This window comes from Flavobacterium sp. K5-23 (genome assembly GCF_023278045.1).
Lineage (GTDB): Bacteria > Bacteroidota > Bacteroidia > Flavobacteriales > Flavobacteriaceae > Flavobacterium.
In genome coordinates this window covers 126,886-149,133 of sequence record NZ_CP056783.1, presented here as the reverse complement: position 1 = coordinate 149,133, position 22,248 = coordinate 126,886, and the positions used below count along the sequence as shown (strand labels likewise).

The 22,248-nt window shown below is 35.2% G+C and carries 16 protein-coding genes; 6 read left to right on the top strand and 10 right to left on the bottom strand.

The window, feature by feature from the left end; all coding sequences use genetic code 11:
• Positions 1-163 precede the first annotated feature (163 nt).
• Positions 164-343 carry a DUF5522 domain-containing protein gene (locus FLAK523_RS00665; protein ID WP_248905311.1) on the bottom strand — a complete coding sequence of 60 codons (180 nt, stop codon included), beginning with the start codon at positions 341-343 and terminating at the stop codon, positions 164-166.
• A gap of 217 nt (positions 344-560) precedes the next feature.
• Entirely contained in the window at positions 561-5,573 is a 5,013-nt protein-coding gene (locus FLAK523_RS00660; RefSeq protein WP_248905299.1) for a GEVED domain-containing protein, read from the bottom strand.
• A 1,182-nt stretch (positions 5,574-6,755) separates the two neighbouring features.
• Between FLAK523_RS00660 and FLAK523_RS00650 the strand changes: the two genes are divergently transcribed.
• The 4 genes from FLAK523_RS00650 (at position 6,756) to hemL (ending at position 11,821) form a co-directional block, all read left to right on the top strand.
• Complete coding sequence (locus tag FLAK523_RS00650; protein WP_248905295.1) at positions 6,756-8,585, top strand: T9SS type A sorting domain-containing protein; 1,830 nt, start codon at positions 6,756-6,758, stop codon at positions 8,583-8,585.
• A gap of 90 nt (positions 8,586-8,675) precedes the next feature.
• The gene (locus FLAK523_RS00645) at positions 8,676-9,572 is read left to right on the top strand and encodes a 1-aminocyclopropane-1-carboxylate deaminase/D-cysteine desulfhydrase (RefSeq protein ID WP_248905293.1); all 897 of its coding nucleotides are present in this window, start codon (positions 8,676-8,678) and stop codon (positions 9,570-9,572) included.
• Positions 9,565-10,446 (top strand): glucosaminidase domain-containing protein, encoded by an 882-nt coding sequence (locus FLAK523_RS00640; RefSeq protein ID WP_248905291.1) that lies wholly within the window; start codon positions 9,565-9,567, stop codon positions 10,444-10,446. The genes FLAK523_RS00645 and FLAK523_RS00640 overlap by 8 nt, the downstream gene beginning before the upstream one ends.
• Before the next feature lie 88 nt (positions 10,447-10,534).
• Positions 10,535-11,821, top strand: a complete 1,287-nt coding sequence (gene hemL / locus FLAK523_RS00635) for a glutamate-1-semialdehyde 2,1-aminomutase (protein WP_248905289.1) — start codon at positions 10,535-10,537, stop codon at positions 11,819-11,821.
• Between the two features lie 44 nt (positions 11,822-11,865).
• On the opposite strand, the gene FLAK523_RS00630 is transcribed toward hemL, so the two are convergent.
• Positions 11,866-12,279: a hypothetical protein gene (locus FLAK523_RS00630; RefSeq protein ID WP_248905287.1), complete on the bottom strand. Its 414-nt coding sequence runs from the start codon at positions 12,277-12,279 to the stop codon at positions 11,866-11,868.
• Between the two features lie 184 nt (positions 12,280-12,463).
• Here FLAK523_RS00630 and FLAK523_RS00625 point away from each other — a divergent pair, with 184 nt between their 5' ends.
• Complete coding sequence (locus tag FLAK523_RS00625; RefSeq protein ID WP_248905285.1) at positions 12,464-12,949, top strand: cytochrome c family protein; 486 nt, start codon at positions 12,464-12,466, stop codon at positions 12,947-12,949.
• Between the two features lie 350 nt (positions 12,950-13,299).
• On the opposite strand, the gene FLAK523_RS00620 is transcribed toward FLAK523_RS00625, so the two are convergent.
• The 4 genes from FLAK523_RS00620 to nadA form a co-directional block, all read right to left on the bottom strand.
• The gene (locus FLAK523_RS00620) at positions 13,300-14,532 is read right to left on the bottom strand and encodes a hypothetical protein (protein WP_248905283.1); all 1,233 of its coding nucleotides are present in this window, start codon (positions 14,530-14,532) and stop codon (positions 13,300-13,302) included.
• Positions 14,533-15,126 (bottom strand): Crp/Fnr family transcriptional regulator, encoded by a 594-nt coding sequence (locus FLAK523_RS00615; RefSeq protein WP_248905281.1) that lies wholly within the window; start codon positions 15,124-15,126, stop codon positions 14,533-14,535.
• 163 nt (positions 15,127-15,289) lie between these two features.
• A complete protein-coding gene (gene nadB / locus FLAK523_RS00610) occupies positions 15,290-16,840 on the bottom strand; it encodes an L-aspartate oxidase (protein WP_248905279.1) in 1,551 nt (516 codons plus the stop codon).
• Positions 16,840-17,769 carry a quinolinate synthase NadA gene (gene nadA / locus FLAK523_RS00605; protein WP_248905278.1) on the bottom strand — a complete coding sequence of 310 codons (930 nt, stop codon included), beginning with the start codon at positions 17,767-17,769 and terminating at the stop codon, positions 16,840-16,842. Before nadA ends, nadB begins: the two co-directional genes overlap by 1 nt.
• Before the next feature lie 222 nt (positions 17,770-17,991).
• Between nadA and FLAK523_RS00600 the strand changes: the two genes are divergently transcribed.
• On the top strand, positions 17,992-19,791 hold the full coding sequence (locus FLAK523_RS00600) for a hypothetical protein (RefSeq protein ID WP_248905276.1): 1,800 nt from the start codon (positions 17,992-17,994) through the stop codon (positions 19,789-19,791).
• Between the two features lie 325 nt (positions 19,792-20,116).
• Here the strand turns inward: FLAK523_RS00600 and FLAK523_RS00595 are convergent, their stop codons facing one another.
• The 3 genes from FLAK523_RS00595 to FLAK523_RS00585 all read right to left on the bottom strand — a co-directional run bounded on the left by FLAK523_RS00595 (position 20,117) and on the right by FLAK523_RS00585 (position 22,075).
• Complete coding sequence (locus tag FLAK523_RS00595) at positions 20,117-20,875, bottom strand: hypothetical protein (protein WP_248905274.1); 759 nt, start codon at positions 20,873-20,875, stop codon at positions 20,117-20,119.
• A gap of 78 nt (positions 20,876-20,953) precedes the next feature.
• Complete coding sequence (locus tag FLAK523_RS00590; protein WP_248905272.1) at positions 20,954-21,508, bottom strand: transposase; 555 nt, start codon at positions 21,506-21,508, stop codon at positions 20,954-20,956.
• Between the two features lie 84 nt (positions 21,509-21,592).
• Entirely contained in the window at positions 21,593-22,075 is a 483-nt protein-coding gene (locus tag FLAK523_RS00585; RefSeq protein WP_248905270.1) for a Hachiman antiphage defense system protein HamA, read from the bottom strand.
• Positions 22,076-22,248: the final 173 nt, after the last annotated feature.

Sequence of the window (22,248 nt, the reverse complement as noted above, 5' to 3'; positions counted from 1 at the left end):
AAATAGATAGGACAATGCCACTATGGATAACGTATATCCGATCGATGGTAGGATTTGTATATTTTAACCCTATACTTTAATGATTGATTGTCCATTTTTATTGGTTAGTTTTTTTGTGACTGAATACTAATTTGCTGAATATTGCAGTCTAAACATTGAATGCTTATTGTTTTTTGAAATCACCTGTTTTTTTATCATAACCATATGGACAATGACGGCAGCCACTTTTGCAACAATAGCCTCTTTTTAGGTGGTGTTTTTCCGTAAAACATTTATATCCTTCGGGAGTGTAATAAAAATCTTCACCCTCGATTAATTTTTTGTTATCATTTGGCTCAGCCATAAATCAGTTTTATTCAGTTCTAAAATCATTTTCAGGAAGTTTTTTCTTCAAATGGAATGATTTTATCCTTACAAATTTATAAATTTTAAAACGAATGCGTCTATTTGTTTTTAACTATTTAATCACGAATGGGTATTGTGTGAATTAGGGTTGCTTTAAACTAAAAAAAAAAGCATCCGCAATTGCGGATGCTTTTTTATAAAATGTATTTGTACACTTAGAAAATTATTTTTTTGGTAACCACCGCTTCATTTTCAAGTGTGATTTTTAGTATCAAACCTGCAGTCGTTTTGTTTAAACGATTCAAGGTAAATTGCAAAGTATTCACCTTTTTATAACTGTCAATTTTTCTGCCTAATAAATCATATACAACAATATTTTTTATCGGCTGGTTATATGATTGAACCGTCACGTTTTGATTAATAATCACATTTACTTCATTGGCTTTAGATAAATTAAAGGGATCGGTTCCTAATGTTTTGTCAGTGTAACGAAGTGTAAATCGTTCGTTAAAATCACCTTTTTCTGTGTTGAAAACATACGGTTTTTCTTTTAAATTATGAATTACAGACAGTTCTTTATCTTCTAAATAGATGTTTTGAGTGTCAAAAAGCCCGTCAATATGATCAACTCTAATCGAAAGTTCCCCTGAAATTTCGGAATTATAACCTAATTGAACCTGATCATTTTCATCAAACGGTAACGCTCGTCCTTGAATAGTTAGATTCACATCCGGTATAATAGAGTAGAAACTAACATCATTTCCGCCTAACAATTCCCCATCATAACTTCGATCACGATCTTGCGTGGCACCCGGAACATAACCCACTAATATTTGGCTAAAGGCTCCGGAATTATTGGTTAGGTTCAACCAAATTCTATGTTTCTCTTCGCTGGCTTCGGTGTTTATTTCCGTGTTTTTATTAGTCTTATTGTTGTTTGCTTGTTTGAAAAATTGACTGTTGTCATAAGTAGCTCCAGTAGAAATGTTGCGACGCATATTGTTTTTGAAAATGGCATTGTTTCCACTTGGAGCTGTAGCTAAACTTAGTGTCAAAAAAGATTGTCCCGAAGCAATAAAACCATTGGGGGTTACACCTCCGCTTTGAGCAGCTGCTGTTGCCGTTCCTCCTGTTTTGTTCCAAGCGGCGTAATCTTCATCTGTGTAGTTATAGACAAAATCTCCATAAAAAGGATCGGGTGTGGTATTAAGCGGAATCGTAATGTGAGTCCAGAAATAGATGGTTCCATCAAGCAATGCGGCATTAGTTGCATTATCCAAGAAGGTGGCTGCGCTTATTGCCGAAGGATAAGGATTTCCCAACAAATTCCATTTATCATCCGTTTCGAGTGCTCCCATAGCTCCATAAGTTATCGGGACAGTAACATCTCCGTTGTTTGGCGTACCAATGAAATTAGCGGTTTGAAGAGATTTTGTACCACTTATATTAAAGTTCTGTGGCGCTCTAACAATGTAGCCTATTCCAGGTTCCATTTTAGTGGCAGTGCTTTCGTATTTCCAGTTGCCACTGGCTCCGCCAATGGAAGGGGTCCAACTGAAGTATTTGTCGGACAAAGTCAATGGGGATAAATGCCACAATGTAAAGTTGGACGCTGCCGTTAGTGGAGAACTCCAATAGGTAAAGTCGTACCGATTCATAGGTTGGGTAATTCTTTCGACATTGACAATTCCGGTATTGACGGTATTGTTCTTTTGAACTAAACTGGCATTGTTTCTCACGTTGAAAGTTGCTTTATCTTCAACAATTATATTATCAGTAACTGTAAGGTTTTTGTCAGATTGTAATTCTAGATTTCCTGTTGCTTTTACAGCTACTGTTTTGGCTTCAGCATCAGGAGAATTCATGATTTTTGAAGTAGTTCCTGACGGTATAATTACACAAGTACTAGGTGTAGGAATTCCTGTAGGAAGCCAATTGCTTGCTTTGTTCCAGTCATTATCTGTATCTCCTTTCCAAACTTTTGTAGTGTTGGTTACGTTAATAGTTGTGCTAATCGGACAGTTATTTGACAAGGTTGCCGTAGCAGTAAATGAGTAAGTAGTTAATTCTAATTGAGGTAACGTTGGTTTAACCCATATTTTAAGCACAGGTCCACCTAGGTATTCAGTTCCTGGTGTGCATAGAGCAGTCGTAAATGCCACAGGTGTTGGAGATCCAGATAAAACAAAGTTAGGATTGCTTAACGGTTTGTCTCCATACAGTTCAACATCATCTACAGCAACACCATCAGCTAAATAACCAGTACCTGAAGCCCAAGAGTGGTGTTTTATTCTTATTTTTATGGCTGCTTGATTGTTAAATGCAGCTGGTAGACTGTAAATTGGTAATGTCGCAAAACGTGATCCAATTCCAGTATCAGATGTAATTGTTGCCAATGTAGTTACGTTTACCCAATTGTTATAAGTTGCTTCAATAGTAACATATTCAGGATTTGGGTCAGTAGTTGCCGCTGGGCTAATATGGGTTCCATCAGCCCAGTATCTTGAATAATATAATTTCAATTTCAATTTTAAATTCGTCACACCTGTTCCTGGAACGGCGTTTGAGGTTAACGAATTTTGAATAGAAGCATTAGGATATGGATTAGAATCGGATTTTGTCATTACGAATTTATTAACACCAAATCCAGAAGAAAGTGCAGGAAACCAAGTATTTCCGTCTGTTGAGTTTGGAACATAGGTACTTGTTTTGTTAGTCCATGATCTTGACCCTTTTCCAGCATCTGAACTTGCATCGTTATTGATATTACTGAATACTCCTAAAGCACCCCCTTCAAAATCTTCATTTATTAAATGGTATCGTTCGTCCCCTCCAGCTGCGGATAAATCGATAATACTACCTTCACCACATACTGTTGGCGTTGCGTTTGAAACGGTTAGTGTTGTTATAGGTTTTACTGTTGCAGTTATTTGTGTTCTCGCTACAGATTCGCAGGCGCCATTAAATGAAGTTACCCAATACGTTGTTGTTGTTGCAATAGGCGACGTTTTCCAGTTACCAGTAGCCGTTGTTGCAAGAAGATTCCCCTCAAATTCACTGTCATACCAGTTGTATCCAATAGCTCCTATTCCGGATGCTGCTAAATTAACTGTATCCGTACCACAGGTAAAGTTTGGAGTTATACTTGTAATTTTCGATGCACAACTGGAAATTACGGTGAATAAATAATCTTCTGCTTCTCCATAATACTTAGCGCTTCCTGGTGAACCAAAATTTTCACATGGGTTAAAGTCGAAACCATAATTTTCAACCCAAGCTTTTGTAGGAGGGCCATAATAAGTTTCCCCATTGTTTACTCTAATTCTAATTCTATAATCTCCGGGTGTTTGCCCAGCAGGAATAACAAAACCAAAAGTTTGAGTTTGACCTACCCAGCCCTGTATGTTGTAGACTTCTTCTCCTGCATCCACAAAATCACCATCGTTATTCCAGTCTACCCAGGCTTTCCATGTTCCACGTCCCATTACTGTTCCGTCACAAGTAGACACAATGTTGATTCCTTCTCCGGCTGCTTGTTTCGCTTTGCTAGGGAGAGCAGCGAAATCTTGGTATCCAATAGATGCAAGAGTATTGTATGTTGAGTTATTTACTCCAGGATCACTTAACGTTCCTATAATGTTAACTTGTGAAATGTAAAGACTGCTACCTCCATTGGTAGTAGTAGGTTTGCAATAAGATAATGAAACTGTTAATGTGGCTGTACTTGAAACTACCGAAGTACCACAACTATTAGTTCCGCTGGCTCTGTATTTATAATTGTTCATGCCAATAGAAGCATTTGTAATGTTTAAAGTAGCTGCAGTAGCATTTGTATATACTCCTCCGTTAGATACAGTTGACCATATTGTGCCTCCATTGGTACTTACTTCCCATGTGTAACTTGTAGGGCTGTTTGAAGCAGCAACTGTGAATGAAGTGTTTGTCCCAGCCGGAACAGCGGCATTGTTTGGGTTTGTTGTTATGGCAGGCGTTGTTGTAATTGTTAAGGCTACTGGATTAGAGGTAATGGTACATGATGCTGCATTACCTACAATAACATCAAAGTTGCCGGCATCGACTGCTGCTGGATTCGTTATGGTAAGGGTGGCTGTGTTTGCATTGCTGTAAAGAGCACCATTCGTTAAATTTACGGTATTTCTTCTCCATTGGTATGTCGTGGCTCCTGTTGTAGCAACAGTAAATGTCCCTGATCCATTCGTACAAATAGATCTTGCAGCAGGTTGAGTGGTAATGATAGGTAATGGATTTACTGTAAAAGTGGACGTACTTGTGACTGGACCCCCAGGTGTTGTAACAGAAACCGTACCGGTGGTTCCAGTTCCTATTGTTGCAACTAATACGGTACCTGAATTTGATATTATTGAGGAAACGGCTGTGCCGCCAATTTTTACATTAGCTACTGTTGCCCCTGATAAATTGGTTCCGTTAATAGTGATATTTGTGCCTATACAACCGCTGGTAGAGCCTAAGCTGGTAATTGTTGGGGGTGCTGCTGCCGGGGTATAAGTTAATGAGACATCATCAATAGCTCCATAACCTATAGGAGTAACAGCGTCTGATTTAAATGTGAAAATTAAATTTGTTGTCGTTCCGGATAAAGTGTTTGGGAAGGTAATATTTTGAGTAGTAAAAGATGAGACACTAACATTTGGATATGGGCCAAATTGCAAAGTTCCTCCAGGGAAACTCCCGCTAGATGGAGTGGTGTTATCTGTGTAAACCGTTATGTAGTCATAATAAATAGGGTTTATAAAATCGGATACTGCTTGTTTGTACTTAAAGCTAAGCTGGATATTTGTCGCTCCTGCAGGGATGGTTATCGAACGGTATAAATGGACCGTTCTTGTACTACCATCTGAGCCAACAGTGGTTGCGCTGTTTCCAATAAAAGCACATCTATTTCCAGTATATCCTGTTTGTCCCGTACCTACATACCAGTTCCTGTTTGATCCGGTGTCTGCTGTCCATCCATTTGCTACAAATGTGGTTCCTGTTTCAAAACCTCCATCTCCTGCAGGATCAATTAATAACGTCTGGGCAACGGTTGTGTTTCCTGTAATAAACAACATCATAAACAAGCTAAAAAAAGCAATTATGGACTGGAAGTTATAGTATTTCTTTTTTGAAGTCTCTGAATGAGCCAAAAAAGCGGTTTGTGTTTTAAAATTATGAGAATCAGTATTCTTGGAGAAGTAATTTTGAGCCATAAATTCTTAGTGTAAATTTTGCAGCAAAAATATATTTTTTTTAATATTTATTCACTTTTTTCCTTATAAATGTTATAATTATATTGTATTTTTTTATCAGTATGTTTGTTGAAAATGAATGTTTTATGTGATTTCGTTGGTTATGTTCTAATAATGAGCGGTTTACGGAGTCTGTTTTTGTTTATTTTTTAATAAATTGTTTTATTGAAAAAAAATACTATTTTGTATGTGTCTGTAATTAGGTGGTTTGTGTTTGTTTTTAGTTTTTAAATTTCAATTTTTGTTAGATTTTGAACAAACTTTTTTAAATTTTTATTTATAATGTTATTAATAGTTGTTAAATATTTGATTCCAAGGGGATTTCGTGGATTGACTCTCTTTCCTTTTGTGCTAATTAGGTACAAAGTGGATACAAAAAACCTTGTTTTTTTAAATCACGAAAAAATTCATCTTCGTCAGCAAATGGAATTGTTAATTATTCCTTTTTTTATTTGGTATGTGTTTGAGTATTTGTTTCGTTTGGTACAATATCGAAATAGAAATTTAGCCTACAGAAACATCAGTTTTGAAAGGGAGGCTTATGCAAATGAAACTAATCTGGATTATTTAAAAAACAGATCTATTTTTAGATTTGTAAAATATTTGTAATTGAGAGTATAATTAGTTTTTAATGGTTTGAAATATTTTTTATGACTGTCTGCATCGTTTACCAAAAAACTTAGGAAAATTTGTTGAATGAATAGCACGCAGATTCGGCAGATTTTTACAGATTTCAATTAAACAAGTCTAATTCAATGAAAAGAAAACTTGGTGCGAGACACGGATAGTCATAATTATTTTTATTAGCGTCTGATTTATTACAACATTAGTTGTCAATCAATTGGTTTTTTAAAGCTTAATTATTTATTGTGATGTAAGGATTCATTTATGTTTTAATAAATGGTTGTTCTAAAGGTCTGTTTTAGGGTATTGAAAAGCTTTTTATATTGTAGGAAAAAATGCAAGTAAAATTCAAAAAGATGTAGTTTGCCGATAAAATGTGTATTTAATGGATATAAATGAAAGTATGGAACTTTCTTTTTTTGTAATTTTGATTAAATGAAAATGGTAGATTTTTTAGTAAATCCATACTCTGGAATTAGTAGAAAAATTTGTTTTCAAATTAATTTAAATTACAATCCTATGAACACAAAACTACTTAAACGATTATTTTTATTTGCAGTTTGTTTTTACTTTCAAAACCAAATAAACGCCCAAATGTATGTAAGTGCAAATAGTTATGTGTATGCAAACAATGCCGCTGTTTATATTGGACAGGAATTAGAGTTAAATGCCGCTAGCAGTAAATTTTATTTGAGAAATGAATCTCAATTACTGCAAGGTACTACAGGGGCAAGTGCTAATAAAGGAATTGGTGATTTGTCTGTATTTCAAGAAGGAAGTGCTGATAATTTCGAATACAATTATTGGTGTTCCCCAGTAGGTGGGAATGTAGCATCAGCTGGGAATTCTCCTTTTGGAATAAGTCAATTAAAGGATATTGTTGATGTTACAAACAGTAATAATCCTGTTATTTTGCCTTCGAACAATTATAATGGAACTTCTTCTCCATTAGCGATAGCTCCTTATTGGATCTGGAAACTGCCTTCAACTTCTAATACGCAATGGGTGTCTGTAGGATCAGCATCTACAATAAATGCTGGGGAAGGATTTACAATGAAAGGGACTTCAGGGACAAATGCAACTACGGTTAATAGTGTTCAAAATAATTCAGGCAGTAAACAAAGATATGATTTTAGAGGAAAACCTAATGATGGCACTATTTCTATTCCTGTTGCTTTTGAAGAGTTAATACTAACAGGTAACCCTTATCCATCAGCGATTGATTTATCAGCTTTTTTAACAAATGCTGTAAATTCTACAGGTATCGCATATTTCTGGGAACAAGACAAAACAACTGATTCTCATTACATTGCAGATTATCGAGGAGGATATGGAGCTTTTTCACCAGCAGGCGGGGGTAATGGGGTGTATACCCCAGCTACTTTTTATTCCTACGATGGTTCCGGTAATGAAGTAGTAGCAACGGGTACAGGTGCTATTTATGAAAGACGTTTTTCGCCTGTAGGACAGGGATTTATGATTGAAGGGACTGCTAATGGAACCGTAGAAATGAAAAATAGTTATCGCGTATTTGTTAAAGAAGGCGCTGATATATATACTCAATTTGCAAAGAATGCCAATAGTTCAAAAACGGCTAGTAAGTCAGGGTATATGGATGCAATTGCGGGTATTTCAGGATTTGATTATACGACTGTGAGTACTGATCCTGTGCCTCAAATAAGATTCAATACCTTGTTAAATGATAATGGGGTTCGACAAATGGTATTGGCATTTGTGCCAGGAGCTACTGATGGTGTTGATCGTGCAATGGATGCTTCATCTACAAGCGATGATGCTCCTGCTGATGTTTATTTTGTTATTGATAATACAGAATTTGTAATAAACGCTTTGAAATTTGACATAAATAAAAAAATTGCAATAGGGTTTAAAAATACAAATCAAGCCAGTTTTAAAATTACAGTTAAGAATATTGAGAATTTCTCAGAAGCAGAAAACGTCTTTCTTCACGATAAAACAGCGGATGTATATTATGATATAAAAAATAGTTTTCACGAATTAATATTAGAACCAGGAGTAAATAATACCCAGTTTGAAATTACTTTTAAAAACAACACTACTTTAGGACTTGATGATGTGGTTAATAAAGAATTTATGGTGTTTCAAAATAATTCAACAAAAAATTTGACTATTAACAACCCTTTGCAAAAAGATCTTGAAAGTTGTTCTTTATATGATGTTGCCGGAAAAATGATTTTTACAAAGAAAAATTTGGGATCAGATGTTAACTATAGTTTTTCAACTTCAAATCTAAGTGATGGAATCTATATCGTCAAGTTAATTACAAATGAAAAAATTGAAACAGGACAGAAAATAATTGTTAGAAATTAGTTGGTTAATAGATGTTAAATAAGAAACACAATCAATAGGGATTGTGTTTTTTTGTTTATAAATTTTACCTTTGCCAAAAACAAATTCGATTTGAATCAGCAATTAGTAATTCCGTTTCCGAATTCAATATCCGTACACATTAAGCGGGAGGATTTAATTCATCCATTTGTTTCGGGAAACAAGTTCAGAAAACTAAAATACAATTTGCTTCAGGCCAAAGAAGAAAAGGCGGTGACGCTGCTCACTTTTGGAGGTGCTTATTCGAATCATATTGCTGCCGTTGCTTTTGCAGGAAAAGAAAATGGTTTCAAAACCATTGGGATTATCCGCGGGGACGAATTGCGAGATAAAATCGTGGGAAACCCCACATTAGAGTTTGCCCAAAGTTGTGGAATGCAACTGGAATTTGTAAGCAGGGAAGAATACCGTTTAAAAAATGAAATTCCTTTTTTGGAAAACATAAAAGAAAAATACGGTGATTTTTATCTTATCCCTGAGGGAGGTACAAATGAGTTAGCAGTGAAAGGCTGTCAGGAGATTCTAACTGAGAAAGATTCTCAATTCGACTATATTTGTTGCGCAGTAGGAACTGGAGGTACCATTTCGGGAATTATTAATAGCGCACTGCCGCATCAGAAAGTTTTAGGATTTCCTGCCTTAAAAGGGGATTTTCTAAAAGATGAAATTCGTATTTTTGCTCAAAATGAGAATTGGGAGTTACTAACTGATTATCATTTTGGAGGATACGGAAAAATAAATCAGGATTTAATTGCGTTTATAAACCAGTTTTATGCTGAAAATCAAATCCCATTGGATCCCATTTATACTGGAAAGATGGTTTTTGGCGTTATAGATTTAATAAACAAAAACTATTTTCCGCCCCATTCTAAAATTTTGCTTATTCACACAGGTGGAATTCAAGGAATTCAGGGAATGAATTTGAAATTGAAAAACAAAAAATTACCAACAATAAATATATATGTTTAAAAAAACACTACTACTTTTAATACTGCTGACTTTAATAAGTTGCAATGTCACAAAACCAGTTATTGTGACCACTAAAGCAGCGCCTACAAAAGTTAAAAAAATTGCGGTACGAACTTCCAAAAAGAAAACTAGCACAAAAGTAATTGTAAGCCAAAAACCAACACAAAAATCGAATAAAAGAGAAGATGAAGTCATTGAGTCCACTTCTCGAACGATAGTTGGAAATGATATAGTAAGTAATTATGTATATCAGTACAAGGATATTGCCATGAGTAATATGAAAAGTTATGGTATTCCAGCAAGTATCATTCTGGCCCAAGGAATATTAGAGTCGGGTGCAGGAAGAGGGGATTTAGCCAAAAATGCCAACAACCATTTTGGAATTAAATGCCACGCGGACTGGACGGGTGAAAGTGTTAGACATGATGATGATGCCAGACAGGAATGTTTTAGGAAATACAGTGAGTCAGCTGACTCATTTAAAGATCATGCTTTGTTTTTAACAGGTAGAGGCAGGTATTCCAGTTTGTTTGATTTGGCCAAAGATGATTATCAGGCTTGGGCAAAAGGGCTAAGAAAAGCTGGGTATGCCACTGATCCACGATACCCTGAAAAATTAATCTCCTATATAGAACGATACGATTTGGGACAATATGACGCTCAGGTTTTAGGGACAAATTATCTTCCATTAGAAAACAAAGCTATTAAAGTTACCAGTGTAGATAGTTATAATGGTTCTTTATATGAAGTCCAAAAAGGAGACACTTTATACTCCATTTCTAAAAAATTCAATGTTATGGTGGATGACTTAAAGCTAAAAAACAAGCTAACGGAAAATATTCTTTCTATTGGGCAGAGACTGATAGTGAATTAAGAAACTCTAAACTTTAGATTATGCACAAGAAGTATTTGTGCGGGATCTTAACCTAATGATATAAACAATTCAAAAGCATAAATAAATAATGTTATATAAAAGAAGTAGTCAGCTTTTTGCTGAAGCAGAAAAAGTAATACCAGGAGGAGTAAATTCACCAGTAAGAGCATTCAAAGGAGTAGGTGGAACGCCTATTTTTGCAAAAAGCGCCAAAGGAGCTTATTTGTATGATGAGGACGGAAACCGTTTAATTGATTACATCAATTCATGGGGGCCAATGATTTTAGGGCACGCTTTTGAACCAGTTGTTCAGGCGGTTATTGAAAAAGCTAAACTGGGAACATCTTTTGGAATGCCAACAGAATTAGAAACTCAAATTGCAGCTTTGGCTGTTTCAATGGTTCCTAATATTGATAAAATTAGATTTGTAAATTCAGGTACCGAAGCCTGTATGAGTGCGGTAAGATTAGCACGCGGATTTACAAAAAGAGATAAAATAATAAAATTTGCAGGATGCTACCACGGTCATTCTGACTCGTTTTTAATACAAGCGGGAAGTGGTTTGAGTACTTTTGGAGTGCCTAATAGCCCAGGTGTTACTGCGGGAACAGCTAAGGACACCTTGCTTGCAAATTACAATGATATTGAGAATGTAAGAAGCTTATTCGAAGCAAATAAAAACGAGATTGCAGCTATTATTATTGAGCCTGTCGCGGGTAATATGGGATGTATTCCACCTAAAGATGGTTTCTTAAAGGAATTAAAACAACTTTGTGAAGCTAATGATGCATTACTTATTTTTGATGAGGTAATGACAGGATTTAGATTAGCAAAAGGTGGAGCGCAAGAACTATACAACGTAACAGCTGATATTGTTTGTTTTGGAAAAGTAATCGGTGGTGGATTACCGGTAGGTGCTTTTGCAGCTCGTGAAGAAATCATGAATTATCTGGCGCCACTTGGACCTGTTTATCAAGCGGGAACTTTGTCAGGAAATCCATTAGCAATGGCTGCTGGATTAACGATGATTCAAACCTTAAATGATGATGCAGCAATATTTCAGCGTTTGGCTGATAAAACAGCTTACTTGCACGAAGGTATTGAGAAGGTTTTAAAAGCAAATAATATTGAATTTACAATTAATAGAGTTGGTTCTATGATTTCTGTTCATTTTGATGCCAATCCTGTTTTTGATTTTCAAACTGCGAAAAACGGAGACAATGAAACTTTCAATAAATTCTTTCACGGTTTATTGCAAGAAGGGATCTATATTGCACCATCAGCTTATGAAACCTGGTTTATCAGTGATGCATTAACTTATGACGATTTAGACTTTACCATTAAAGCGATTGATAAAGTATCAAAAACTTTATAATATATACGAAAAACTTCCGGCCTTGACCGGAAGTTTTTTTTTGTTTACTTTTTCATTTCTTCTTTAGGACTTCCTTCTTTATGTCTTTTATGGTGCGTTCCTTTTTGGTGCTGTTTTTCCTTTGAGGCTTCCCATTTTTTATATTGTTCTGGAGACAGCATGCCTTTCATTTTAGTATTCATTACTTCTTTGTCTTTATCCATTTGTTTTTTATGGGCTGCACGTTTTTCTGCACGGAAGCTTTCTCTTTTTTTACTTCTTTCGGCCATAAAATCCGCCATTTCCTTTTGCTGTTTAGCGTCCAGATTTAACTCGGAAGTCATTTTTTTTAGTTTAATCTCATTTCTTTCTTCAGGAGATTTTTTTTCTGTTTTATCTCTATGAGGCATTTCTTTTTTGTCTTGAGCGTAGCTTGTCAGGCTAACAGCCAATATTGCTACGATAATTAATTTTTTCATTTTTATTGTTTTTAAGTTATATGGATAAGACCTAAATGGAGTTTAAAAGTTTAACCATTAACAAAAGTTTATTATTTGGAATGATCAAATAGTTACTAAATAAAAAGGTCAAGTATGATTAGAATCATATTTATTGAGGTAATGTTTTAGGAAATTTGCTATAGAAACTTTTAAAATATTTATTATGCGTAAATTATCTTTATTTATAGTTGCATTTGTAGTGCTAACGTCATGTGGGAAGAAAAATGAATCCAACGATGATTTCACACCAGCAGCTGCTACCGAAGAAGGAATGCCTGCAGAAACTACTGATGCGTCTTCTTATGATCCAAAAAGGGGAGAAGGGAAATACACTTCAGTTGAAATTGGAGCTTCTTTAGATCAAGCAATGGCTTCTAAAGGGGAAGGTGTTTCGAATGCAAAATGTACTTCTTGCCATAAATTGACTGACGAAAAATTAGTTGGACCGGGATGGAAAGGCGTTACTGAGCGTAGAACTCCTGAATGGATTATGAACTTCATTACTAATCCTGACCCTATGATTGATAAAGATCCCGAGTTACAGGCACAGTTAGAATTATGTTTATTACGTATGCCTAATCAAGGGTTGAATGACGGTGAAGCAAGAGATATTCTCGAATACATGCGTAAAGTTGACGGTGTTAAATAAGACGTAAAACATAGATATCCTTATGTTTGTTATACATCTCCAGTAAAGAGACCCAAACCACATAAAAAAAAGCGTAAGATGAATTTTATCTTACGCTTTTTTCACCTTTAGTAAAATGAATTAATAATTTTATTATGGAAGAAACACATCATTTACAACGGGTGTTAAACCATTAGAACTTCCTGTTTTAGTCACAATCTCAGAATCGTTAACAAGAGTCTTTATTCTTTGTTTTCGTTCATTTAATGACAATTACAAAACTAATTATCAGTAGTTATTTATTATTATAGCGAACCTAATTTCACCTAGTCAAAGTACTTGATTTTAGACTATTTATAATATGATTCGAATCATACAATAGCGCTATTTTTATTTTTTTTCAAGGTAAAGACAAGCGTAAATCCAATACTGAAAAATAAAAGCAATGCAATAGAAAAAAGCATTCCGTTTACATATGGTATTGATGTATAACTAAAGGCAGCTATGCCTTGAATCGCTAATACAATTTCATTTAAAAAAACGCCAATAGCAAATAACAATACCCCCGTTTTTATTTTATTTGAAATGATAAATACTTGTTTAACATAGATGTAAAACAAAAGGAATAAGGAGTACACCGCTAATAATATCAAGTGTAAATAAGCAATAACTATGGGTCGGAACCCAAAAGCCATCTCACTCAATGAAGGTATCGTCGAGCCCAGCTGCAGTAGTAGTTTTAGACCTAATGCAACGCCTGCAAAAATTAAAATGTATCGAAGGAAACCGGGATAGTTTTCAAAAACTTTAGTTTTCGTTTTAATAACGATTGTAATAAATCTAAACCAGGCATACACTTGGATAATTGCGGCAGCAACCGTGATTAGATACAACCATAAAGGTAGTTCTAGCCATAATACCGATAAAAAATAGGCTGGTACGCAGGATAAAGCAAACAGTTTAAAAGTGGTTTCATAAAAGGGATGATCCGTTTTCTTAAGCCCTAAAAGTCCAATAAACAAACCTATACAGGCAAAGAAAAACCAACCGTTGTATTGAAAATGCAAATAAAAATAGATAGAAGACAAATATAAATCTTGAATGACGTTTTTTGTTACCATCATATAGGCCAAATAAAAGGTGCCAATGGACGAAAAAACATTAAAGACTAAAGCGGCTTTAAACCAGTTTTTTGAAAGAGAATCATTGTCAATACGTTTCAAATCTTTAAAGTATTGATAACCAAAAAAACAGGAAACTGCAATGGTTGACGTGGTGAAAAATATGGAATACATTCCGTACCCTTGAATGATAAAGGAAATAAGCATTCCGTAAGAACAAATCAAGTTAGCAATAATAGTTTTGTTGTATTTATTACCGGAAAAACCCACTATTTTGGCTTGAAGAAAATAGATCATAAGCGTCATCAAAGTATGGGTAATCCATCCTGAAAAGGCAAAATGGGAATGGGAATGTTGCAGGTGTTTTTGATCCAGATACGGAAACTCAAAGCCTATTTTATAACGCATCAAAACGCCAAGAAAGGCGACAATGCAAAGATTCAGCAAGGAAAGTTTAAGCCATGGTTTTATATTGAATGCCATTTAATAATATATTTTATGATTGATGATATCTACCTTGTTGTTTTTACCCATTTTGCTAAATACCCTAATTACGGTTTCTACTCTTAAACCAGTTAGATTGGCAATTTCTTGACGGGTATAAGGAATTATAATTCTTTCTGTTGGAGTTCCAGATTTCTTTTTGAATGAGTTTAAAAAAGCATGAACTCGATGTTCTGGTTTTTGATTTATAATTTCTTTAGAGGTATTTGTTTTGGCGTGAATTTTTTTAGCCAGCACGGTCAAGAAATGTTTTTGAAGTGACGGGTATTCATCTAATATCTTTAAAAACTTGTCTTTTGATAACTTAATAATACTACTTTCTTCTAATGCAATTGCTTTTGAAGGATATGTTTCGTCGATAAACAATGGAGGTTCGCCAAATCCATTTCCTTTATAAAACAAGCCTTGTGTAAATTCTTTTCCTTCCGTATTTGAATTATACATACGTACACTTCCATCAATAATTTGATAATAAAAATAAGCCATTTCGTCTTCATCAAAAATCACTTCGTTTTTATTATAAATTTTAACAACAGCTCCCCAGGAATAAAGTAAATCTATATCTAATTGCATATTATTTTATTGACTATTAAAGTACAATATGTACCTACAAAGCTAAAGTTGTTAATTGATTAAAAAGATGACTTTAATCATATATAGAAATCTAAAGAACAACCTTGTGATATTTTATTAAACAATTGAATTCTTCGTTGCTTACTATTTTAGACGACTCTTTTTAATTGGCATATTCTTCAATTTCAAAAGAGTTGAATTTCATAAAACCGCCACGGTTTTCTTTTTGGCTAATGGACTGCTGAATGATAAGTGTACCAATGGTAATCATATTATTCAGTTCGCAAATGGCAGTGCTTATTTGGAAATTCCTGTTGATTAATTCAATTTCATATTGCCATTGTTTCAATTCTTCCAAGGCTTCCAGTAAATCAGTTTCATAACGAACAATACTAACATTCTTGTGCATCAAATGTTGTAAATCTTCTTTCATTTTAGAAATGTAAGCCGTTTTCATCACTGGTTTTGAGATTTCCTTGTACTCCGTTACGGGCTGTTTTGGTTTCGCACTTTCTAGGGTTTTATTCGCCAAATAAGTATAAATTTTATCCGAATACACCAAGGCTTCCAATAAGGAATTAGAGGCTAATCTATTGGCGCCATGCAGGCCGGTCTGGGAACATTCGCCGCAGGCAAATAAATTGGCAACACTTGTTTTTCCGTTTTGATCCACTTTTATTCCCCCGCATAAATAATGCTGTGCAGGAATTACAGGAATCCAATCTTTGGCTATGTCAATCCCAATGCTCCTACAACGTTCATAAATGGTAGGGAAGTGTTTTTTGAATTCGATTAGATCCAAGTGGGTACAATCTAAAAACACGCACTCTTCTCCCGTTTTTTTAAGCTCCAAATCGATGCTTTGCGAAACGATATCCCTGGAAGCCAGTTCTCCTCTTTCGTCATAATTCAGCATAAAACGGATGCCTTCTTTGGTTCGCAAATAAGCGCCAAAACCTCTAACCGCCTCCGAAATCAAAAATTTGGAACCGCTTGTGGTTTCGTACAAAGCCGTTGGATGAAATTGAATGAATTCCATATCCTTGGTAACTGCATTTGCGCGGTTTGCCATCGCGATTCCGTCTCCAGTTGCAATAATTGGATTTGTCGTGTGTCCGTAAAGATGCCCAATTCCACCAGTGGCAAGCAATGTGAAATCCGACTGGAAAGTGAGGATTTCATTTGTTTTTTGATTTAAGGCATAAGCGCCGTAACAGCAATTATTTTCTGTAATTAAATCAAGGGCAAAATGATGGTCTAAAACCGTTATGTTCTTTTTTTTATGTACTTCAAGTAAGATAGCGCGCTCAATTTCGAACCCTGTTTGGTCTTTGTGATGGACTACCCTGTTTTGGGAATGACCGCCTTCCTTGCCCAAATCATACTTTCCTTTGGTGTTTTTATCAAACTTGGCTCCCCATTCTATGAGTTCTTTCAATCGTTTAGGACCTTCAGTAACGACCATTTTTACCACGGCTTCATCACAGAGTCCGTCACCGCATATCAGGGTGTCCTGAATGTGTTTTTGATAGGAGTCTTCGTCTTCGTCAAGAACAATGGCGATACCGCCTTGAGCATATTTGGTGTTCGATTCGTCTTCAGCCGACTTGGTAATTATAGTAACTTTTTTGTCCGGGAAACGATCTGCAATTTTGATGGCAAAAGTCAATCCTGCCACTCCTGAACCTATGATTAAGTAGTTTGTTGTGATCATTATTTGGACAATTCAAGCATTCGTTCGATAGGAAGTAACGCTTTTTTTCTAATATCCTCTGGAACGATAATTTCCGGAGATTCGTTGAGCAGGCAATCATACACTTTCTGCAAAGTGTTCATTTTCATATAACCACATTCGCTGCAGGCACAAGTATTGTCTTCTTTGGCAGGAGCCGGAATTAATATTTTATTAGGTACCAATTGTTGCATTTTATGAAGGATTCCCACTTCAGTAGCGACAATAAATTTAGTGTTGGGATTTGTAACGACATAATCAATCATTCCAGCGGTAGAACCTATATAGCTTGCCGTTTCAAGGATGTGAGTTTCTGACTCGGGATGCGCAATGATAGCGGCATCTGGATGCAGTTTGTGGACTTCAATCAGTTTGTCTAATGAAAAAGCTTCGTGAACGACGCAGGAACCGTCCCACAACACCATATCACGACCTGTTTTACTGATAATGTATTTTCCTAAGTTTTTATCCGGAGCAAAAATAATCGGGACGTCTTTCGGTACTGATTCCACAATTTTCACCGCATTGGATGAGGTGCAAACGATATCACTCAAAGCCTTGATTTCAGCCGAACAATTCACGTAGGTAATGACAATATGATCTGGGTGCTGGTCAATGAATTTCTTGAACAAATCCGGAGGGCAGGATTCGGCTAAGGAACAACCGGCTTTCAAATCCGGCAGAATCACTTTTTTGGACGGATTCAAAATCTTGGCCGTTTCCGCCATAAAATGCACGCCTGCAAAAAGGATAATATCCGCATCCACCTTCATTGCTTCCTGTGACAATCCTAAACTGTCCCCTACATAGTCTGCGATATCTTGGATTGCATCTTCTTGATAATAATGCGCTAATATAACTGCGTTTTTCTCTTTTTTTAAGCCTAGTATTTGTTCTTTGAGATTTTTCATTCCTCTAATCGTTTTTGATATTGTATTATTTCTGTTTTTAAAAGAACCTCATTTTAAGCGCTATATCCATAATGAACAAAGTGGTATTTACTGATTTTAGAAGGGTTTTTCTTTTAAGAATGTAAAAGTATTTCAATAAAGGACAAAAAGGTATGATATTTATCAGCTTTTAAATCCCTGATAATTACAATATTTGCGGATTGTTTAAATAAAATAAATTGTATGACACTTACTAAACCGTTACACACTTTCCATATTCCTGTAATGGGACTTGCCTATACAATAGACAGTCCTATTCGAGTGGCTAAGTATGGAATATCCTCAGTGATATCAATTATAGATGATGATTTAATAGAGAAGATGAATGCCTTTTACAGTGAGAAATTTGATATTCCTTATCAAGAAATCACCCAAAAAATACACGACTATCGCGCTGAGCGTGTTACTTCTTATCTGAATTTGGTTGACAAAATTGTAAAAGATAAATTCGAAAATTTCAAAAACGAATTGGCCGAAAGCAAACAAGCATTAGAGAATTATATCGCTATGCTGCCTAACAAGTCCGAAATCAAGCAAGGGTTGCAAAACCTGATGGAAGAAGGCAAGGAAGCGGTTATGAATTATCTTGACACGAATCTTGCTCCAGGGGAAATTGATGTTAACATCATGACCAAAGTCGATAAGGACAACTTCATTAAAGACGAGCAATTGCCTACGGAATTTAATGATGCGCACGCCTCGCTTCGTGGTTTTGCTAACAGTACTTTGACTTCATCGGTGGTGCTTTCTGCGGGTATGAACCCGAGATTGTATAGCTATTTTGAAAACTTCGATGTCTTTTTCCCGGATGAAAAAAATCAGTTGAACAAGAAAATTATCCTTAAAGTAAGCGATTTCAGATCGGCTATGATACAAGGGAATTTCCTGGCCAAAAAAGGACTTTGGGTTTCCGAATATAGAATCGAATCGGGTTTGAATTGCGGAGGTCACGCCTTTGCAACTGATGGTTATTTGCTTGGACCTATTTTGGAAGAATTCAAAGCCAAAAAAGAGCAATTGATCACTTCGGCTCACGATTTAATGGTGAAATCCTTGACCATTAAAGGAAAACACATTCCCGAAAATCCATTGGAATTAAAAATCACCGTTCAGGGCGGAGTGGGAACTGCCGAAGAGCACGACTTCTTATTAGACCATTACGAAGTGGATTCTGTGGGTTGGGGTTCGCCTTTCCTGTTGGTTCCTGAAGCCACATCAGTCGATGTTGCAACACGTAAATTATTGGCAAATGCCAAAGAATCCGATTTGTATTTGAGTCATATATCTCCATTGGGAATTCCTTTTAATACGTTGAGAGGCACAACAAATGAGGCGCTCAAACAAAAACGTATCCAGGAAAACAATGCGGGAAGTTCGTGTCCTAAAAAGTTTTTGGCGTTAAGCAAAGAATTTGGCGCTAAAGGAATATGCTCTGCTTCCAAAAAATTCCAAGACTTGAAATTGGAAGAATTGGACGCTAAGAAAGATACGTTGACGACTGCAATGTTCGAAAACGCTAAAAACAAAATCACGGAGAAATCTTGTCTTTGTGTAGGTTTGGCAAACGCCTCCTATTTAGAGAATGATATGAAAATCAAAGGACAAGCTCAGGGCGTAGTCATTTGTCCCGGACCTAATATGGCCTATTTCGATCAGGAAGTTTCCCTTTCTAATATGGTGCAACACATTTACGGAAATGCTTCGGTATTGACTGCTACAAACCGTCCCAATATGTTTGTCAAGGAATTGAATATGTATGTGGATTATTTGAAGAATGAAATCGCCACAGTTTCCGAAGAGATTACCGCTGGCCAAATTAAAAAATGGAATTTATTTAAACACAATTTGGAAGAAGGAATCGGGTATTATCAAAATTTGTTTGTATCCACAACCGCTTCAATGGCTGATAATTCCAAGGCGCAATACTTACTTCATTTTTATAAAGAGGAAATACAGGAAATCAAAATTCCAGTTTTGGCCTAATGATTCCCTAAGAAAACCAACAAGTAGCACCCGCTCGATTTTTTGAGCGGGTTTTTTTATGGAGCTAAATCCCGCTATCCACTATATCTTTTTATCCTGAACTTGTTTCAGGATCCTGAAACAAGTTCAAGATAAAAAGGATGCCGTTTCTATCGGGGCTACAAATGACGATTGGGGGAATTAAGTATGATTTTTGTTCGCCCCAATTTGTCATTGCGAGGAACGACCTGTTCGCCGGGGCGAAAGCAATCACATCCAGTTTGGCTTTTTACTTTATTTGCCGGTATTGTGGGCACGGATTGCAAATCCGCGCTAGCTGGTTATATTATTTAAGTATTAGCATCCCTTCATCATCTCTGAGAGAAGTAGCTGCGAAATAACACCTACAGAAACCAATCGTATGGTTACAATTCTCACAAGGAATAGGGAGTAAATAAGCTTCTTTCATTGAAATAATTTTTCCATGACTTTTTTTGCAAGCTTCACATGAATCAGAACAGCCTAAGATTTCAACTGTAACATCAAAGCCCAATAACTGAAAGCTATCTAATCTTGATTTTGCACATTCTTGTAATAATTTAAAATTATTCTTTCCTTCTTCTTTTAGAAAAATAGCCATCGAATAATAAATCATTGCCAATTTATCAGGGTTTCCAGCATTTTTAAGCAATAACTCATTAAATATTGACCAAATAACATCACTGTTATTATTTTCAATCCCAGTTTTTAGATATAATTTTTCTTTACGCTTAAGAAATTCATCCTCCGTAACCCCAAAAGATTGTAACTTATTAAATCCTTTAAACTTTAAATAATTGTTTGTTTGTTCGATTTCAATTTCTTTAACTTGCTCCTCCGTTAGAAGTGTTTTAATTTTTAAATTCGATAAATTGCGTACCAAGTTAAATTGTTCACAGTGGGGACATTTTGTTTTCCTCAGAGGAAACTTATTTAATTTCTTTTTACAATAAGGACATACTGCTTCACTTTCAACATTTGTATCTAAAAAATCATTACTTACTTTACTTTGAGTTTCTATAGAATCTCTGTTTTTCTTACTAAAAAGCCATTTTAAAATTCCCATACAAACATTAATTTTTAATTGAAGAACAACATATTAATACCGATAGCGCGGATTTGCAATCCGTGCCCGTAAAGGATATCAAAATAAATCTAATAAAACCACCTCTAATTCGCTCTCTAAACTAGCATAATTTCTGGCTGAACTAAAATAATAATCTTCTGGAAGAGAAACTATTTTGTCTTTAACGGGGTTATTATGAATGTATTCTACTTTCTCTTTAATAAATGAATTACTATAAATATGTTCCGCATGGTAACCATCTTGCCATACTTTATATTGCTGATCTCTTTTCAAATGTTCGCATGATTTTTTAAAATAATCTAACATCCATTCTCTTCTGCTTTCAGGCTCGTCTTTAATTGTTTGTATTATTTTTTTAGAAGTAAATTTTTTAAAATCTCTAATTACATCCGATAAAACAAATCCATTTGTTGCTTTACAAAATAAATGTAAATGACTACTCATTAAACAATATGCATAAATTTCTAAACCTTTATATTCTTGACAATGTTTTAAAGCTTCGGTTATAATGATTTTTTGATTTAGTCTCGTAAATAGATCAACCCAGCCTACAGTAGTTATTGTAATAAAAAATGCTTCTTCGGTAGTTGTGGCTTTGTATTTAGTAGACATCGTTTTTAAATTTACTAGAATAGTTTAATTTAGTTAGCTAACCTCCTGAACATCTTAGATAATCGATTTGTGCTAAGTTTTTAGTTATCTGCTTTGCAAAATTCTTTGTGGGCACGGATTGCAAATCCGCGCTATCGGGTCTTCTGATTCAATAACAATGTGAACGCTATCAGAGCCTTTCGCCTCATCTCTAAGATTTTGTTTGTAAAATATCTTAGGTACAATTGGTAATGCGGAATAATGATTTTTCATTATTCCGTATAATACAATTTCAGCAATTTCACTTCCTCTACCTATAGCATCTACAGATTCAATTAATCTCAATTTTTTAGCTGACTCTGATAGAATTGAACCTTCACCATCTTCTAGAAGGGCTTTACGTTCACTATGACTTAAAGCAGTTTCCTTTATGTTATTCCAGACAAAATTTTGAAATTTTTCATATCTCCATTCACCATTTTCAAAGTCATTAATTATTCCGAGAACTGATTTATTATCAGTCGGATTTAATGTGTCATCTAGTTTGACGTCATCAAATATTTCATTTAGTATAATTTCGAATTTCATTCTACGGTTTTTTATAAAGACGCCTACTTTTGTATTTACGAAACAAACCTTCGTATATACACCCAAATTAGGAGTGATAAGTAATAATTTGCTCTGTTTTATTATTCCTTCAAATATATAGAATTATACCGTAAAATCTGATAAATTTAGTTTTGTTTTTAGCACTATTTTTC